Below are 16794 nucleotides of genomic sequence, written 5' to 3' on the forward strand. Positions count from 1 at the left end.
GGCTGCACCCGTTCCCTTTCCGAACACGGCCGTGAAACGCCCCAGCGCCCATGGTACTTCGTCTCAAGACGCGGGAGAGTAGGTCGCTGCCAGGTCTGCAAAACGCAACACAAAATCTTCTCATCACACTCTCGGCCCAAGCCGAAAACATCGGGCCGCGTAAGCGGCCTTTTGCTTTTAGCGGGCATGACGCAGAGCAAAATGAACATGAGACAACTTGCTGAAGCAAGTTGCTCAGGCAGTAAGCGTAAATCGCCAAAGGCGCTTTACGCAACCGCGACAAATCCCAAAGGGATTTGCGCTGGACGCGGGGTGGAGCAGCCCGGTAGCTCGTCAGGCTCATAACCTGAAGGCCGCAGGTTCAAATCCTGCCCCCGCAACCAACCACAACGATCATAGTCGCAAAAAGCCCGCCGGTTAGGCGGGCTTTTGCGTTCCAGGGCGCGGTCAACGGCGCGTCAGGCGTTTCGCCGGCCACTACGCTCCGAATGAAATCGAGCACCATCGGCAGGAAGCGGTCGACTTGACGCGTCCCGCCGATGGCGTGTCAGCTCCAGCTATTGCCAAGCGGAGCCTTCCTGGAGCGAATACGGTTCAGCTCCTGATCTTTGTCTTGCCTTCCTCAACAAGGCGGGCGGCAGCATCGGCCGGCGTCGTCCGTTCGAAAGCGAGTTCATCGGCGAGTGGCCGGAACAGGCGCTGGTCGAATTCCGTCGAGCCGAGGGGTGCGGGCGCCGGGTAGTCCCCGACCTGTTCCTTGAGCAGGTTGACATAATCGACAGTGGCCCGCTCGGTCGGATTGAGGTTCGGCAGGATCGCCTCGCGGACGGTGGGAGACATGGGCACGCCGCGTTCCACGCCGAGGATCTTGCCGGCGTCGACGTCGTTGACGAAGAAGTCGATGAATTTGGCGGCCGCTTCGCCGTTCTTCGTCGTCGCGCCGACGCTCCAGATGAGGGCAGGACGATAGTAGTGCCCGGAAGGTCCACCCTTCTTTTCCCGCGGCAGCAACGTAATTGCCAGCTTGTTCTTCGAGATCAGCTGATATCCGACGAGCTGGTTCGAGTAGGCCATGCCCATGGCGGATTTGCCAAGCGCCAGGCAGTTGGTGTCGATGGTGTTCTGGTCGAGGGTCTGCACGTCGGCCGCCACTGTGCCGCCCTTCTTGCGCAGGTCTTCCCAGAAGCTGTACCACTCCTTGGCATCCTCGACATCGAAGCCGAGGGTGCCGTTGGCATAAAGGCTCTTGCCGCGCTGGCGCAGCCAGGCATCGAAGACATAGGTATAGCGGGCGCCGTAGGGGCCGCCCGAATAGTTGTCCTTGCCGGCACCCTTTGTAAGCTCGACGGCGAGCTTGGCATATTCGTCCCAGGTGAGGTCAGGCGTCGGCAACGCAAGCCCCGCCTTCTCGAAGGCCGTCTGGTCGAAAAACAGCGCAAAAGAGTTGAGGCCCAGGCCGATGCCATAGATCTTGTCATCAACGGTCGTCAGCTTCAGCATGTCCTTGCCGAAGGCATCGACCTTGAGCGTCGCGGGTATGAACTCGTCAAGGGGCAGGCATGCGCCGCGTTTGGAATAGTCAGAGATCGTGCTCGGCTCGAGCTGGAACACATCGGCGATCGCGCGGCCGGCCATCTGTGTCGCAAGCTTCGTCCAGTAGCCATCTCCGCTGAGCGACTCGCCGACGATCGTCACGCCCGGCGTCTTTGACTGATAAAGCTTTGTGACATCGAGCGTACGCTTGGCGCGATCGTTCGAACCCCACCACATTGCGCGCAGCGCCACATCTTCGGCAAAGGCCGGGGCAGCGCCGCCGGCGCCGAAGGCGAGGCCAGCAGCTGCGCCGGCCGACCCCATCAGAAATGAACGTCGATTGATCTGCATGATGATCCTCCTTTGTCGCCTGCCCGTGCCGTCCTCCAACGATCCTCGGACATGTCATGCGATAGAGTACGCAAAAAAACGCGGTTTGCAATAAAATATCTTTTACTTGCAAATTTGCATAATTTGCATAGACTTGCCGCATGAACAGAATTCGACCCAGCCGGCCTCGCCAGGCCGATATTGCAGCCTCAGCCGGTGTCTCCATCTCGACGGTTTCGCGCGTGCTTGCCAACGAGCCGGGTATCAGCGAGAGCGTGCGTGAGCATATTCTGCGTGTGGCCGCCGAGCACGGTTACCAGGTGAAATCCGCTGCCGACCCAGTTCCGGGCGGCCTTGCTCTGATCGCCAGCGACGGCGTCACCGGCGGCCTCAGCGTTTTCTACGAGTCCATCGTCGAGGGTCTCAGGGCGGGTGCGGCCGAAAACGGAATGCCTTTCGAGGTTCGTCTCGTCCGGGAAGACCGGGCAGGCCCCGAGGTGGTTCACGATTATCTGACCTCGGCACGCGCTGAGGGACTTTTCCTGGTCGGCATCGACCCGAACGAAGCCCTGCGCGACTGGATCGACACCGAGATGGTTCCGGCCGTCCTCGTCAACGGCACGGATCCGATGCTTCGCCTCGACGGCGTTTCGCCGTCGAATTTTTTCGGCGCCTACCAGGCTGCCAAGCGGTTACTCAGGGCTGGCCACCGGCGCATCCTGCATCTCACCGGCTCGCACCGCAATACGATCCGGGAGCGTGTACGTGGTTTCGAGGCAGCGGTCGCTTCAGTTCAGGGCGCTGAAGGGCGGCTTGTGCCGATGACCTTTCATGGCAGCGCCAGCCGTGAGGCGCATGAACTGACGGCGGCGATCCTCGCGGAGGACGCCGGCTTTACGGCTGCCTTCTGCATGAATGACTTCATCGCCGTCGGCGTGCTGGAAGCGGCTACGGAAGCTGGCCTTCGCGTGCCGGAAGACTTCGCGATCGTTGGTTTCGACGATCTGCCCTGCGCTTTGATGACAAAGCCTCCGCTCTCCACCATGCGCGTCGATCGCGCGGCCCTGGGGCGCGAGGCGGTGGGCCTGATGATGTCCCGTTTCCGCGACCGGGCGGCACCTGCCCGTCACATATGCCATGCGGTGATCCCGGTTGCCGGGGGCACCGTGCCTGAAGCCGCAACCTCGTGAGTGATTCAGATGACCTATGATCCGGCCAGCGCCAATCCGCTTGCAGGCAATCCGCTTGAAACACGCGACGACATGAGCCGAGCGCTCCTCGATCTCTTCAATCCGCTGCTTCCTTTTTTCTCCAAGGGCAATGCCCGCGTGCGACTCGATGGCGCTGCTGCGCATTTCGATCGTGCCGCGGCCGATCTGGAAGGTTTCGCCCGCCCTTTGTGGGGGCTTGCTCCGCTGGGTGCGGGAAACGGCCGGTTCGAGCATTGGAGCCGCTTCGCCGAAGGCCTCGCCAATGGCACTGATCCGGAACACCCAGAATATTGGGGTACGGTCAATGGCCGTGACCAGCGCATGGTGGAACTTGCCGCACTCGGTTTTGCGCTCGCGCTCGTTCCGGAAAAAATCTGGGAGCCGCTCGATGCGCGTGCCCGGAACAATGTCGCCGCCTATCTCAAGCATGCGCGCCAGTTCGATTATGCCGATAACAATTGGAAATTCTTTCGCATCCTTGTCGACATCGCGCTTGAACGCTTGGGCGCGGACTTCGACCGTAGCCTTACCAGTCAGTATCTGGAGGAACTGGAAGGCTTCTACATCGGGGATGGCTGGTATCGCGACGGCAATGTACGCCGCGTCGATCACTACATTCCCTTCGCGATGCACTTTTACGGGCTGATCTATTCAAAGCTTGTCGAGGACGATTATGCAAAGCGCTATCGCGAACGTGCCGTGCTCTTCGCAAAGGACTTCAAGAACTGGTTTGCGGCCGATGGTGCAACAATTCCCTTCGGCCGGAGTTTGACATACCGCTTCGCCTGCGCGGGCTTCTGGTCGGCGCTCGCTTTCGCCGATCTGGAAGCTCTCCCTTGGGGCGAGGTCAAGCACCTCTGCCTTCAACACCTCCGTTGGTGGAGGGACAAGCCGATCGCGAACCGCGATGGCGTCCTGTCGATCGGTTTCGGCTATCCCAATCTGCTGATGTCGGAGAGCTATAATTCGGCCGGCTCACCCTATTGGGCTTTCAAGGCTTTCCTGCCGCTGGCGATCCCCGCCGACCACCCCTTCTGGACGGCGAAGGAGAAGGTGCCGGAACCAGGCCCCATCACCTCGCCGCAGCGCCACCCGGGCATGGTCATGATGCGGGCGGGCAGTGATGTCGTGGCGCTTTCCTCCGGCCAGGAAAATCTCCAGATGCGTTTTGGCACGGAAAAATACGCGAAATTCGCATATTCAGCGCACTACGGCTTCAGTGTCGAAGCCGACGAGCGCAATTTCGCCGGCGCGGCCTTCGATTCGGCTCTAGCCTTCAGCGACGACGGATTGCACTACCGTGTTCGCGAGACCAATACGGCAGCCAAAATTGCAGGCGATATGCTTTATGCGAAATGGTCGCCGTTCAAGGATGTCACGGTCGAGACCTGGCTTGTGCCCGCCGCACCCTGGCATATCCGCGTGCATAGGATTAACACGCCAAGGCCGCTGCAGATTGCCGAAGGCGGCTTTGCGATCGCCAAGCGGGATTTCGACCTCGATACGCTCTCGGCGGAGACAGGTGCCGCGCATGTCATCGGCGAGGCTGATTTTTCCGGCATCGCCGATCTCGGCTCGACCACAAAGCGGATGGGGCTCGCACAGAAAGCCCTGCCGAATACCAACCTGATCGTTGCCAAGACATTGGTTCCGCAGCTGCGCGGCGAAATCTCCGCCGGCGAAACCGTGCTGGTTACGGCGGTGCTCGCACTCAAGGATCCGCACGCTGTTTCAGGCATCTGGGCGGAACGGCCGGCCGCGCCGGAGATCGCAGCTCTGGAGGAGCACGTCAGAAAGCACGGCATCGCCGTCAGCGCCATCGAAGCTCCGGGGCAGATGCCATGAGCCGCCCCGGCATCGCATTCGCCATGCATCCGGCACGCACTGAACATGTCCTCGCGGATGACTCGCTTCAACGGTTGGAGCGCCTCGGCCGCGTGCTAGACCGCGATCCGCTGCAGAATTTTACAGACGAGCGCGCCCGCCGCGTGCTTTCCGAGACGGAAATCCTGATTACCGGCTGGGGCGCGCCGCAGGTGAGCAGTGACCTGCTTGCGGCGGCGAAGGGCCTGAAGATCGTCGCCCATGCGGCCGGAACCGTCAAAGGGATCATCGGCGAGGAGATTTTCAGGGCCGGGATCGCCGTCAGCCATGCGGCGGAAGCCAATGCCGTTCCCGTCGCGGAGTTCACCCTCGCCGCCATCCTCTTTGCCGGCAAACAGGTTTTCCGCTTTCGCGATCTCTATGTCGCGGACCGCAATCGCGACCGCACTTACCCCATGCAGCGCCTGCCGATCGGTAACTACCGGCGCACGGTCGGGATCATCGGCGCATCGCGCATCGGCCGCCGCGTCATCGAGTTGCTGAAGTCCTTCAACTACAGGCTTGTCCTTTCAGACCCGACGATCAGTGCGGCTGAGGCCATGGAGCTTGGAACCGAAAAGGTCGATCTCGACACTCTCATGAGGGTTTCGGACATCGTTTCGCTTCACGCGCCGTCCCTGCCGTCCACCCGGCATATGATCGACGCGAAGAAGCTTGCTTTGATGAAGGACGGTGCAACGCTCATCAATACAGCACGCGGCGCGATCATTGATGAGACCGCGCTCCTGGCAACGCTCTCGACGGGCCGAATCGACGCCATCATCGACGTAACGGATCCCGAAATCCCCGGACCCTCGTCCGCGTTTTACGATCTACCGAATGTCTTCCTCACGCCTCATATCGCCGGCGCGGTCGGTTTGGAGCGCGCGCGGCTCGGCGAGATGGCCGTCGATGAGATCGAACGTTTCCTGAAGCGCGAGCCGCTTCTTTACGGCATCACCCTAGCGGATCTCGCAAAGATCGCCTGAGCCTATTCGGCTTTCTGCGAGTTCGGCGAGCCGTCATTGGCAAGCTCAGGCATCATATCGGCAAGCTTGACGACCTTGCCGGTGCGCGAACTCTCCAATGCTGCAAGACCGCAAAGCACCGACATGGCACCCGCACGCGTTCCCGCGCGCTGTTGCAGGCGGTCTTCCATGCCCGGTTTGAAGATCATATTGCGCAGCCGGTCGTCGCCGCCGAAGTGGCCGCCGGAGGTATACGGCACACGAATTCGCTCGACCGCGTCCTTTCCTTTCGGGAAATTGCGGATGAGCAGGATCTCGTCCTCCTTGGGCACTTCCCACGGCTGTGACTCGTACTGACGGATTTCGATCCGCCCCTTGGTGCCGTTGAATGCCAGATGGTGCCCCTCAATCGGCTGGAAGGTGTTCAGCGAGTAGGAGACGTGGACGTTGTTGCGGTAGCGGATGCTGACGACCATCGTGTCCGGAATATCGATATCCTCGCGGAAAACGCAGCCGTCGCGGAAATAGCCATCGATCTTTGAAGGATCCTCGTAAAGCGGGTCGAGGAAGGGATCGGCACCGAGATCGAAATAGTAGTCGCATTCATGCGTGTGCGGACAGAGCTTGCAGCGCGGACCGCGGAAGGGACCCTTGCGGCCGTAATTCTGCAGGTCGGCAAACGATGTCACCGCTTCCGGATCGCTGTCGAGGTACCAGTTCAGCAGATCAAAATGGTGGGTGGCCTTGTGAACGAACAGGCTGCCGGACTTTTCAGTATAGGCGTGCCAGCGCCGGAAATAATCCGCGCCATGCTTGGTGTTCAGGTACCAGTGGAAGTCGACCGAGGTGACGCGGCCGATCTCTCCGGAATTGAGCAGTTCCTTGATTTTGGCTGCGGTCGGCGCGTAACGGTAGTTGAAGGATACGTCGACGCGCCTTCCGGTGCGTTTCTCGGCATCGATGATCCGGCGGATCTTGTCCACTGCGGTGGTCATCGGCTTTTCGGTGATGACATCGATTCCTGCCTCGAGCGCCCGCACGACGATCGCGTCATGGGTGTGGTCCGGCGTGCAGACGATGATAAGGTCAGGTTTCACCTCCTTCAGCATCGCGTCGATGTCGTCATAAATCGGCGCATTGCTGCCGATCATGGTGCGCGCCCGTTCTCCGCGCAGCGAGTTTTTCTCGACGATGGCGACGAGATCCACATGCTCGCGCCAGCCGGCGAGCAGTTCCTTCCCCCACATGGTGGTCCCGCGGTTGCCGGTTCCGATCAGTGCAAAGCGGCGTTTCTCCATCGAATGATCCTCCTTCATACGTGCTGAAACGAATATATCCAATTAAGCCTGGCAGCAGCTATGATACCGCTCGACGCAGATGGCGATGACCTCGTCTGCCGGGCGCTTCCACCAGTTGTCCGCCGAAAAGATTTCGACCTCTTGGGCGCCGAGGAAGCCTGCCTCCTCGATCATGCGCCGGATGCCTTTCAAATCGATCACGCCGTCGCCCATCATGCCGCGATCGGTCAGCATGTCCTTTGTCGGAACGAGCCAGTCGCAAATGTGGTGGGCGAAGATACGTTTCATGCGTCCAGCGCGGGCGATTTGCTCGGCAAGGTCCGGGTCCCACCAGACGTGATAGACGTCGATCGCAACGCCCACGTCTTCGCCGAGCTGCTCGCAGATATCGAGCGCCTGGCCGAGTGTGTTCACGCAGGCCCGATCTGCGGCATACATTGGATGCAGCGGCTCGATTGCCAGCGGCACGCCCGCCGCCTGTGCGTGCGGCAGGACGGCGGCAATGCCGTTGGACACCATCTGCCGTGCCGCGGCAATATCCTTGGAACTGCCCGGCAGCCCCCCGACGACGAGCACCAGGCAATCGGCGCCGAGTGCTGCGGCTTCGTCGATCGCACGCCTGTTGTCATCGAGGTTCTTTTCCCAGCCCACCCGATCGATGGCCGGAAAGAAGCCGCCGCGGCAAAGGCCGGTAAGCTTCAATCCGTTGGCTCGAACAATGCGGACGGCCTCTTCGAGCCCTACTTTCGCGACCTGATCGCGCCAGGGCGCAATGTGCGTGATGCCATGCTTCAAGCAGATATCCACTGCCTCCGCAAAGCCGCACTGTTCCCGGATTGTCGCAAGATTGATCGAAAGTCCCTCGACCTGCATTAGCTCCTCCCGCACGCTATGACGTCAGTGAACGCCGTGAACTTCGAGCACCCGCTTCATCCGGCTAATCGCCATATCGGGATCGGCAAGAACGCGTGCCTTGTCGGCCAGGCGGAAGAGTTCCGCCAGATGCGTCAGCGAGCGCGCGCTCTGCTGCCCGCCGATCATCGTGAAATGGTCCTGTAGGCCGTTGAGATAAGCGAGGAACACGACGCCGGTCTTGTAGAAGCGCGTCGGGGCCTTGAAGATGTGGCGCGAAAGCGGAACCGTGGGATCGAGCAGGTCGAAGAACTCCCGGTCGCTCTTGCGGCCGAGCGCTTCCATGGCCGCGGAAGCGGCAGGAGCGATCGCGTCGAAGATGCCGAGCAGCGCATCGGAATGACCCTGCTCATCACCGGCGATCAGTTCCGCGTAGTTGAAGTCGTCGCCGGTATACATGCGCACGCCCTTCGGCAGCTGGCGGCGCATCGTCACTTCCTTTTCCTTGGAAAGGAGCGACACCTTGATGCCGTCCACCTTCGCGGCATTGGCCTCGATCACCTGCAAGCAGGTAGACATCGCCTTGATGTGGTCGGGATTGCCCCAATAGCCTTCAAGGGCCGGGTCGAACATTTCGCCGAGCCAATGGATGACGACCGGCTCCTTGACCTGCCGCAGGATACGGTCGTACACGCGGACATAGTCGTCGGGCCCCTTGGCGGCGGCGGCAAGCGCACGGCTTGCCATCAGGATGATCCGCCCGCCCGCAGCCTCGACCGCTTCGATCTGCTCTTCGTATGCTTTGATGATCGCATCGATCGTGACATCCGGGCCGGGGGCCAGATGGTCCGTTCCCGCGCCGCAGGCGATCAGCGCATCCTTGCGGGTGCGGGCCTCGGCCAGCACACGGCGGATGAGATCGCGGGCTTCCGGCCAGCCGAGGCCCATGCCGCGCTGCGCGGTATCCATCGCTTCGGCAACGCCGAGGCCGAGATCCCAGAGGCGGTGCCGAAAGGCAAGCGTATGCTCCCAGTCGATCGCCGGCGTCAGCCATGGATCGTTGTCCGCCATCGGGTCCGCGACAACGTGGGCCGCGGCAAATACCACGCGCGGAAAGTCCTTGGCGTCGCGCTTCTTGAGCTCGATCGGCGTGCCGGTCAGCGCATAGGGCGCGATCTTGCCGTCGAGAGGAAGATTGAGCGTTTGCATATCAGAACTCCAATGCCGGGACGTCGAGCCAGCGGCGCTCGGCCCAGGATTTCAAGCCCAGCTCCGCAAGCTGCACGCCTTTGGCACCTGCTTCCAAGCCGTAAGGCCACGGTGCGTCCTCGGCGACATGGCGCAGGAACATTTCCCATTGCACCTTGAAGCCGTTGTCGAACACCTGCGTATCCGGCACCTCGTCCCAGGTCTTGTAGAAGTCGATCGTTTGCGGCTGGTCAGGATTCCATACCGGCTTCGGCGTGTTGACCCGGTGCTGAGTCCAGCAGCTCGTCAGGCCGGCGACGGCAGAACCATGGGTGCCGTCCACCTGGAACGTCACGAGATCGTCGCGGCGTACGCGCACCGCCCAGGACGAATTGATCTGAGCGATCACGCCGCCGTCAAGCTCGAAGGTTGCATAAGCCGCATCGTCCGTATCGCAGTCATAAGTCTTGCCCTGTTCGTCGACCCGGCGGGGGATATGTGTGGCGCCGAGGCAGGAGACGGCTTTGACCTCGCCGAAGAGATTGTCGAGCACATAGCGCCAGTGGCAGAGCATATCGAGGATGATACCGCCGCCATCGCCCTTGCGGTAATTCCAGGACGGGCGCTGCGCCGGAACCCCCCAATCGCCTTCGAACACCCAATAACCGAACTCGCCGCGCACCGAGAGGATCTTGCCGAAGAAGCCGGAATCGCGCAGCAGGGCCAATTTGCGAAGGCCGGGAAGGAAGAGCTTGTCCTGCACGACGCCGTGCTTGAGGCCGGAGGCGCGCGCTTTCCTCGCAAGCTTGATTGCGACCTCCAGATCGTCGGAGATCGGCTTTTCGCAATAGACATGCTTGCCGGCGTCGAGCGCCTTGGAAAGCAGCTCGGCGCGCATCAGCGTCGTGCCGGCGTCGAAGAATATCTGGTCGTCGGCATTGGCGAGCGCCGCGTCGAGATCGGTCGACCAGCGCTTGATGTTGTGCTTCTTCGCCAGCTCTTCCATCTTGTCGCGGTTGCGGCCGACAATGATCGGATCGACCTCCAGCCGTTCGCCGGATTTCAGGAATAGGCCGCCCTGGTCGCGGATCGCAAGGATCGATCGCACCAGATGCTGATTGTAGCCCATACGGCCCGTAACGCCGTGCAAAATGATCCCGAGACGCGCCATCTTGTTCCTCCCTGTCAGTTCATCGAGCGGCGGGAGCGGGCGTCGCCCGGCCCTCCCAAGCCGGTAACTAAACAGTTACTTGATGACAGATCGGGAGCGGGGCTGTCAATAGCCAAATCTCTTTTTGGCTTTTTCAGCGCTTGATGGAGGCGAGCGTCACGTGGACGATATGCTTTTCCCAGCTGTCGAGCTGGGCAGGATCGATCAGGTCGCGGCCAAAAATCGTCGAAAGCGTGTATTGGTTTGAAAGGTAGAAATAGCCGAGCGAGGCAATGGTCAGGTAGACGTGAAGGGGGTCGGCATTCTCGGCGAAGACGCCCTCCTTCTTGCCGCGGTCGAGAACGTCAGAAAGTTCGCCGATCAGATGGGAATGCAATTCCTTGAGGCGAACGGACTGGCGAAGCCAGCGGGCACGATGCAGGTTTTCGGTGCCGAGCAGGCTGAGGAATTCCGGATGCTCGAGAAAGTAGCGCCAAGTGAAGAGAGCGAGTTCGCCAATTCCTTCTTCCGGGCTGCGGTCACCGATATGCAGCGCACGTTCTGCCGTGCGAATGCTGACATAGGCCTCCTCCAGCACGTGCAGATAAAGCTGCTCCTTGTCGCCGAAATAGTGATAGAGCATGCGCTTGTTGGTCCCGGCTCGTTCAGCAATGGCATCGACGCGCGCCCCGCCCATGCCGTTTTCGGCAAATTCGCGCGTGGCCGCTTCCAGGATTGCGCTACGGGTGCGCTCCGGGTCGCGCTGCAGCACACGCTCGTTGGGAGCGCGCTTGATTTTTTTCTTTCCTCCACTCTCGCCGGTACTATCCATCGGCTTATCTCCCCAGACATTCTGTTGTGCTCATAAAGCTTCGGTGCAAGATTGTAAAAGCGGAAACCCGGGAGGAGAACCTCACCAAATTATCATCGCTTGACAGGCCCGATGCTTGTCCATAGCTTGTAACCAGTTAGTTATTTGTTGCAAGTGAAACCAGCAAGGAGCGTGTGGAGGCGCTCCCCTCGGGAGGAGGAACAGATGACCTTAAGCGTAAGTAGACGTAACTTCATGGCGGGCGGAGCGACGCTTCTCTCGCTTGCGGCACTGGGACCCAGTGCCTTTGCGCAGGATGCTCGCCTGCGTTTGATCTGGTGGGGATCCCAGCCGCGCGCTGACCGCACCAACAAGGTGTCGGATCTCTATAAAGCAAAGCATGCCGGCACATCGATTACCGGCGAATTCCTCGGCTGGAGCGACTACTGGCCACGTCTGGCGACGCAGGTCGCTGGCCGTAACGCTCCCGACGTGATCCAGATGGATTACCGTTATATCGTTGAATACGCCCGCCGCGGTGCACTGGCACCGCTCGATTCCTATATGCCCTCGAAACTCAATCTGGACGATTTCGATCCGGCCCAGATCGAGGGCGGCAAGGTCGACGGCAAGTTCTATGGCGTGAGCCTCGGCGCCAACTCCGCGGCCACGGTATTGAACACCACGGCTTTTGAGGAGGCCGGCGTCGATTTGCCGACGAAATCGACGACGTGGGAAGAGTTCGGCAAGATCGGTGCGGAAATTACCAAGGCCGGAAAGCGCAAAGGTTTCTTCGGCTTCGCCGATGGCAGCGGCAACGAGCCGCTCCTCGAAAACTATCTGCGCCAGCGCGGAAAAGCTCTCTATACCGCGGATTCGAAGATCGCCTTCGGCCCGGAGGAAGTGAGCGAATGGTTCGACATGTGGTCCAAGTTCCGCGAAGCCGGCGCCTGCGTCACGCCGGATATCCAGGCGCTCTACAAGGACACCATCGATACCAGCCCGGTCACGATCGGAAAGGCTGCCGCAGACTACGCGCACAGCAACCAGTTTGTCGGCTATCAGGCAACGAACAAGGACAAGCTGACGCTGAGCAACTACATGCTCATTACGAAGGAATCGAAGGGCGGGCATTACCGCAAGCCGTCGATGTTCTTCTCGGTCTCGGCACAATCGAAGGTGGTCGATCAGGCGGTCGACTACGTCAACTTCTTCGTGAAGGACCCGGATGCAGCATTGGTGCTCGACGTCGAGCGCGGCATTCCTGAATCCAAGGCGATGCGTGACATCGTTGCCACGAAGCTTGATGCGAGCGGTAAAATCCCGCTCGAATATGTTGGTGGTCTTGGCGATCTGGCCGGCCCGCTGCCGCCGCCGCCGCCCTCGGGTGCCGGCGAGGGGCAGGTCGTGCTACGGACGATCTCTGAGCAGGTGGCCTTTGGTCAGCTGACACCAGCCGACGCCGGTAAGCAGCTTGTCGACGAAATCACGCGCCTTCTCGCAAGGGGCTGATCCGTATGAGCAACGCGATGCGCACGACGCCCGCAGGGGCAGTCACGGTCGAACGGTATTCAGGCGCGGTTGCCGACAGTCGCTTCAAGCGGCTGTGGAACGCAAACGCTCCGGGATATCTCTTCCTGCTGCCTTGGCTTCTCGGCTTCTTCGGGCTGACGCTCGGACCTGCCCTGATTTCGCTCTACCTGTCCTTCACCGACTTCGACATGTTGAGGTCGCCAGGCTGGGTGGGCACTGCGAACTACGTGCGCATCGCCACCGCTGATCCGAAATTCGCTGCCGCGATGACGGTTACACTGACCTATGTCGTGCTTTCCGTCCCCTTCAAGCTCACTTTCGCGCTCATGGTCGCGCTGGCGCTGAACCGCGGTGTGCGCGGCTTGCCGATCTACCGCGCCATTTTCTATCTCCCGTCACTGCTTGGTGGCAGCGTCGCGATTGCCGTCCTTTGGCGTCAGCTTTTCGCCGGTGACGGGCTCGTCAACGCCGCCCTCGCGCAATTCGGCATTCAGGGGCCGAGCTGGATTTCGCACCCGAGCTATTCGATCTATACGCTGGTGGCGCTCAGCGTCTGGCAGTTCGGTTCGCCGATGATCATCTTCCTCGCCGGCCTGCGGCAGATCCCGCAGGATATGTATGAGGCTGCGAGCCTCGATGGCGCCTCGAAGTTCCGGCAATTCTACAAGATTACGCTGCCGCTTCTGACGCCCGTCATTTTCTTCAACGCCGTCGTTCAGACGATCGATGCCTTCAAGGCTTTCACGCCCGCCTTCATCATCTCCGGCGGCACCGGCGGCCCGATCAATTCGACGCTGTTCTACACGCTCTACCTCTATCAGGAAGCCTTCGGAAACTTCCGCATGGGCTATGCCTCGGCACTTGCGTGGATCCTGGTGATCATTATCGCGATCTTCACCGCCTTCTCGTTCCTGACTTCGCGTTACTGGGTGCACTACGATGACTGAGATGACCGCTACGATAACCGCGGCCAAGCCGCCATCCGACGTCAACAAGCGTAGTCTGCAGGGATCGATCGTCGTTCATGCATTGCTGATCGCCGCCTCGCTCCTCATGCTCTATCCGCTGCTGTGGATGGTGTCCGCTTCGGTGCGACCGGAAAACGAAATCTTTTCGTCGACGTCGATCATCCCCTCGTCCATCGATTTCGCCTCCTATGTTCGCGGCTGGGTCGGCCTCGATATCAGCTTCGGCAGGTTCTTCTGGAACTCGCTGGTGATTTCGGTCCTGACGGTCATCGGCAATGTCGTTGCCTGCTCGCTGGCAGCCTATGCCTTCGCGCGTCTGCGCTTTGCCGGCCGGAACTTCTGGTTCGCGATCATGCTCGGTACGTTGATGATCCCGTATCACGTGACGCTGATCCCGCAATACGTGCTCTTCCTCAACCTCGGCTGGGTCAACACCATCCTGCCGTTGGTCGTGCCGAAGTTTCTGGCAAGCGATGCCTTTTTCATCTTCCTCATGGTGCAGTTCTTCCGCGGTATCCCGCGCGAACTCGATGAGGCCGCGATGATGGACGGCTGCAGTGCCTGGCGTATCTATTGGAAGATCATGCTGCCGCTTTCGCTGCCGGTTCTGGCGACGGCCGCAATCTTCTCTTTCATCTGGACCTGGGACGACTTCTTCGGCCCGCTGATCTACCTGAACGACATGAACACCTACACCATCCAGCTGGGCCTTCGAACCTTCGTCGATTCGACCAGTGCATCGGATTGGGGCGGGCTGTTCGCCATGTCGACGCTTTCGCTCGTGCCCGTGTTCTTCTTCTTCCTCTTCTTCCAGCGCATGCTGATCGAAGGTATCGCCACGACCGGCATGAAGCGCTGATGCTGATAAGGAAAGTTGCATGAGTATCAAGACTGTCGCCATCATCGGCTGCGGTATCGGTCGCTCTCACATCGTCGAGGGCTACCTGCCGCACCCGGACAAGTTCAAAGTCGCGGCGATCTGCGACCTGAATGAGGAACGCCTGAAAGCCGTCGGCGATGAGTTCGGCATCGACCGCCGCACGACCTCCTTCGCTGAGCTTCTGGGCGACGACAGCATCGACATCATCGATATCTGTACGCCGCCCGGCATCCATCTTGAACAAGTGGTCGCAGCGCTCGGTGCCGGCAAGCACGTCGTCTGTGAAAAGCCGCTGACGGGATCGCTCGCAGGTGTCGACGAGATCATGAAGGCAGAAAAGGCTGCCAAGGGCACCCTCATGCCGATCTTCCAGTATCGTTACGGCGACGGCGTGGAGAAGGCGAAGCGCATCATCGAAGCAGGCATTGCCGGCAAGTTCTATATGGGTTCGGTCGAGACCTTCTGGCTGCGCAAGCCCGAGTATTATGCCGTTCCATGGCGCGGAAAATGGGCGACGGAGCTCGGCGGCGTGCTCGTCACGCATGCGCTCCACCTGCACGACATGCTCTTCCATCTCGCCGGTCCCGCCGCCCGGGTGTTCGGTCGCGTCGCGACCCGCGTCAATGATATCGAGGTGGAGGATTGCGCTTCCGTCAGCCTTCTGATGCAGAACGGCGCCTTCGTCTCGCTCTCGTGCACGCTAGGTTCGCAGCAGGAGATCAGCCGGCTGAGGCTGCATTTCGAGAACGTCACGTTTGAGAGCAACCACGAGCCCTATTCGCCCGGCAAAGACCCTTGGCAGATCATTGCCGCCAATGACGAAGTGCAGGCCAGGATCGATGCGGCGCTTGGCGACTGGCGGCCCGTCGCTCCTCGCTTCAACACCCAGATGGCGCGGTTTCATGACTATCTGAGCGGCAAGGGCCCGCTGCCGGTCACGAGTGCCGATGCGCGCCGGGCGCTGGAGCTGGTCACCGCGATCTATCAATCGTCCGATAGCGGGGCCGATGTCGCTCTGCCGATTGGTCCTGAAAGCCCGAAATACGCCGATTGGCGCGCGAGAACGCGATAAGGAACAGGGGAGGGTTTTTAGACGATGGCTACAAGTGTCGTTCTTCAGAAGGTCGAGAAGCGCTATGGAGCTGTGGACGTCATCCACGGCATCGATCTTGCAATTGACCCCGGCGAGTTCGCGGTGTTCGTTGGCCCTTCCGGCTGCGGCAAGTCCACGCTGCTGCGCATGATCGCTGGTCTCGAGGAGATCTCCGGCGGTGCGCTGCTGCTCGACAACGAGCGCATGAATGAAGTGGCGCCGGCCAAGCGTGGCATCGCCATGGTCTTCCAGTCCTATGCGCTTTATCCGCATATGTCGGTCTATAAGAACCTCGCCTTCGGTCTCGAGACCGCCGGCTACAAGAAGGCCGAAATAGAGCCGAAAGTGCGCCGCGCTGCCGAAATTCTGCAGATCCAGAAGCTTCTCGAACGGAAACCGAAGGCATTGTCCGGCGGCCAGCGCCAGCGCGTTGCGATCGGTCGCGCCATTGTGCGTGAACCCCGGATCTTCCTTTTCGACGAACCATTGTCGAACCTCGACGCGGAACTGCGCGTCCAGATGCGCGTCGAGATCTCGCGGCTCCACCGCAATCTCGGCAACACCATGATCTACGTCACCCACGACCAGGTCGAAGCGATGACCATGGCGGATAAGATCGTGGTTCTGAACTCGGGACGGATCGAACAGGTCGGGGCGCCGCTCGATCTCTACAACAATCCGGCAAATCGCTTCGTCGCAGGCTTCATCGGCAGCCCGAAGATGAACTTCCTGAAGGCGAAGATCGAGCAGGTGAATGATGGCGATACGACCGTCAATGTTTGCGGCAGCTCAATTCGTCTGCCGCGCCGCTTGAAGGGGGCGGCCGGTCAGGAGGTTACCTTCGGCATCCGGCCGGAACATCTATCCGTCACCGATGGTGGCATTGCGCTGGCGACCGTCAATGTCGATCTGGTCGAAAACCTCGGCGGTGCGACCATGCTCTATACGACGACACCTGATCACCAGCAGTTGACGGTGGCTCTGGATGGCCAGCAGAAGGTCGAACGCGGCGCCAATGTGACGGCGTCATTCGACCCCGCCCGTTGCCATGTCTTCGACGGCTCCGGCGCCACGATATGAGGCCTTCTTGACAGGCGATCCCGCTCTGGCCCATCA

Annotated in this window: 14 protein-coding genes, 1 tRNA gene and 1 rRNA gene; 10 read left to right on the plus strand and 6 right to left on the minus strand. The window is 60.6% G+C overall.

Annotation, left to right across the window (positions count from 1 at the left end; genetic code table 11):
• Both rrf and HGP14_RS00010 read left to right on the plus strand, forming a co-directional pair.
• Positions 1-95: ribosomal RNA gene (gene rrf, locus HGP14_RS00005) — 5S ribosomal RNA — on the plus strand; the annotation flags it as partial.
• 211 nt (positions 96-306) lie between these two features.
• Positions 307-383, plus strand: a tRNA-Met gene (locus tag HGP14_RS00010).
• Positions 384-594: 211 nt separating this feature from the next.
• Here HGP14_RS00010 and HGP14_RS00015 read toward each other — a convergent pair.
• Positions 595-1884 (minus strand): ABC transporter substrate-binding protein, encoded by a 1290-nt coding sequence (locus tag HGP14_RS00015; protein ID WP_168827807.1) that lies wholly within the window; start codon positions 1882-1884, stop codon positions 595-597.
• A 140-nt stretch (positions 1885-2024) separates the two neighbouring features.
• On the opposite strand from HGP14_RS00015, the gene HGP14_RS00020 reads away from it, so the two are divergent.
• The 3 genes from HGP14_RS00020 to HGP14_RS00030 are packed head-to-tail and all read left to right on the plus strand — an operon-like array spanning position 2025 to position 5926.
• Positions 2025-3053, plus strand: coding sequence for a LacI family DNA-binding transcriptional regulator (locus HGP14_RS00020; protein WP_168827808.1), 1029 nt, complete (start codon positions 2025-2027; stop codon positions 3051-3053).
• 9 nt (positions 3054-3062) lie between these two features.
• Complete coding sequence (locus HGP14_RS00025; protein ID WP_168827809.1) at positions 3063-4919, plus strand: DUF2264 domain-containing protein; 1857 nt, start codon at positions 3063-3065, stop codon at positions 4917-4919.
• Positions 4916-5926 carry a hydroxyacid dehydrogenase gene (locus HGP14_RS00030; protein WP_168827810.1) on the plus strand — a complete coding sequence of 337 codons (1011 nt, stop codon included), beginning with the start codon at positions 4916-4918 and terminating at the stop codon, positions 5924-5926. The genes HGP14_RS00025 and HGP14_RS00030 overlap by 4 nt, the downstream gene beginning before the upstream one ends.
• A gap of 2 nt (positions 5927-5928) precedes the next feature.
• Here the strand turns inward: HGP14_RS00030 and HGP14_RS00035 are convergent, their stop codons facing one another.
• The 5 genes from HGP14_RS00035 to HGP14_RS00055 all read right to left on the minus strand — a co-directional run bounded on the left by HGP14_RS00035 (position 5929) and on the right by HGP14_RS00055 (position 11225).
• The gene (locus HGP14_RS00035) at positions 5929-7203 is read right to left on the minus strand and encodes a Gfo/Idh/MocA family protein (RefSeq protein WP_168827811.1); all 1275 of its coding nucleotides are present in this window, start codon (positions 7201-7203) and stop codon (positions 5929-5931) included.
• Between the two features lie 42 nt (positions 7204-7245).
• Positions 7246-8076 (minus strand): sugar phosphate isomerase/epimerase, encoded by an 831-nt coding sequence (locus tag HGP14_RS00040; RefSeq protein WP_168827812.1) that lies wholly within the window; start codon positions 8074-8076, stop codon positions 7246-7248.
• A 24-nt stretch (positions 8077-8100) separates the two neighbouring features.
• Positions 8101-9264: a dihydrodipicolinate synthase family protein gene (locus tag HGP14_RS00045; RefSeq protein ID WP_168827813.1), complete on the minus strand. Its 1164-nt coding sequence runs from the start codon at positions 9262-9264 to the stop codon at positions 8101-8103.
• Position 9265: 1 nt separating this feature from the next.
• Positions 9266-10414 carry a Gfo/Idh/MocA family protein gene (locus HGP14_RS00050; RefSeq protein ID WP_168827814.1) on the minus strand — a complete coding sequence of 383 codons (1149 nt, stop codon included), beginning with the start codon at positions 10412-10414 and terminating at the stop codon, positions 9266-9268.
• A gap of 133 nt (positions 10415-10547) precedes the next feature.
• Positions 10548-11225 (minus strand): TetR/AcrR family transcriptional regulator, encoded by a 678-nt coding sequence (locus HGP14_RS00055; RefSeq protein ID WP_168827815.1) that lies wholly within the window; start codon positions 11223-11225, stop codon positions 10548-10550.
• Between the two features lie 204 nt (positions 11226-11429).
• On the opposite strand from HGP14_RS00055, the gene HGP14_RS00060 reads away from it, so the two are divergent.
• From HGP14_RS00060 to HGP14_RS00080, 5 genes are read left to right on the plus strand one after another with little or no spacing between them, the layout of a single operon-like run.
• Positions 11430-12716, plus strand: a complete 1287-nt coding sequence (locus HGP14_RS00060; protein ID WP_168827816.1) for an ABC transporter substrate-binding protein — start codon at positions 11430-11432, stop codon at positions 12714-12716.
• Positions 12717-12721: 5 nt separating this feature from the next.
• The gene (locus HGP14_RS00065; protein WP_168827817.1) at positions 12722-13684 is read left to right on the plus strand and encodes a carbohydrate ABC transporter permease; all 963 of its coding nucleotides are present in this window, start codon (positions 12722-12724) and stop codon (positions 13682-13684) included.
• Positions 13677-14564, plus strand: a complete 888-nt coding sequence (locus HGP14_RS00070) for a carbohydrate ABC transporter permease (protein ID WP_168827818.1) — start codon at positions 13677-13679, stop codon at positions 14562-14564. The genes HGP14_RS00065 and HGP14_RS00070 overlap by 8 nt, the downstream gene beginning before the upstream one ends.
• 19 nt (positions 14565-14583) lie before the next feature.
• Entirely contained in the window at positions 14584-15657 is a 1074-nt protein-coding gene (locus HGP14_RS00075) for a Gfo/Idh/MocA family protein (RefSeq protein WP_168827819.1), read from the plus strand.
• A 24-nt stretch (positions 15658-15681) separates the two neighbouring features.
• Positions 15682-16758 carry an ABC transporter ATP-binding protein gene (locus HGP14_RS00080; protein ID WP_168827820.1) on the plus strand — a complete coding sequence of 359 codons (1077 nt, stop codon included), beginning with the start codon at positions 15682-15684 and terminating at the stop codon, positions 16756-16758.
• Positions 16759-16794: the final 36 nt, after the last annotated feature.

The organism is Rhizobium sp. P32RR-XVIII (genome assembly GCF_012641395.1).
GTDB lineage: Bacteria > Pseudomonadota > Alphaproteobacteria > Rhizobiales > Rhizobiaceae > Rhizobium.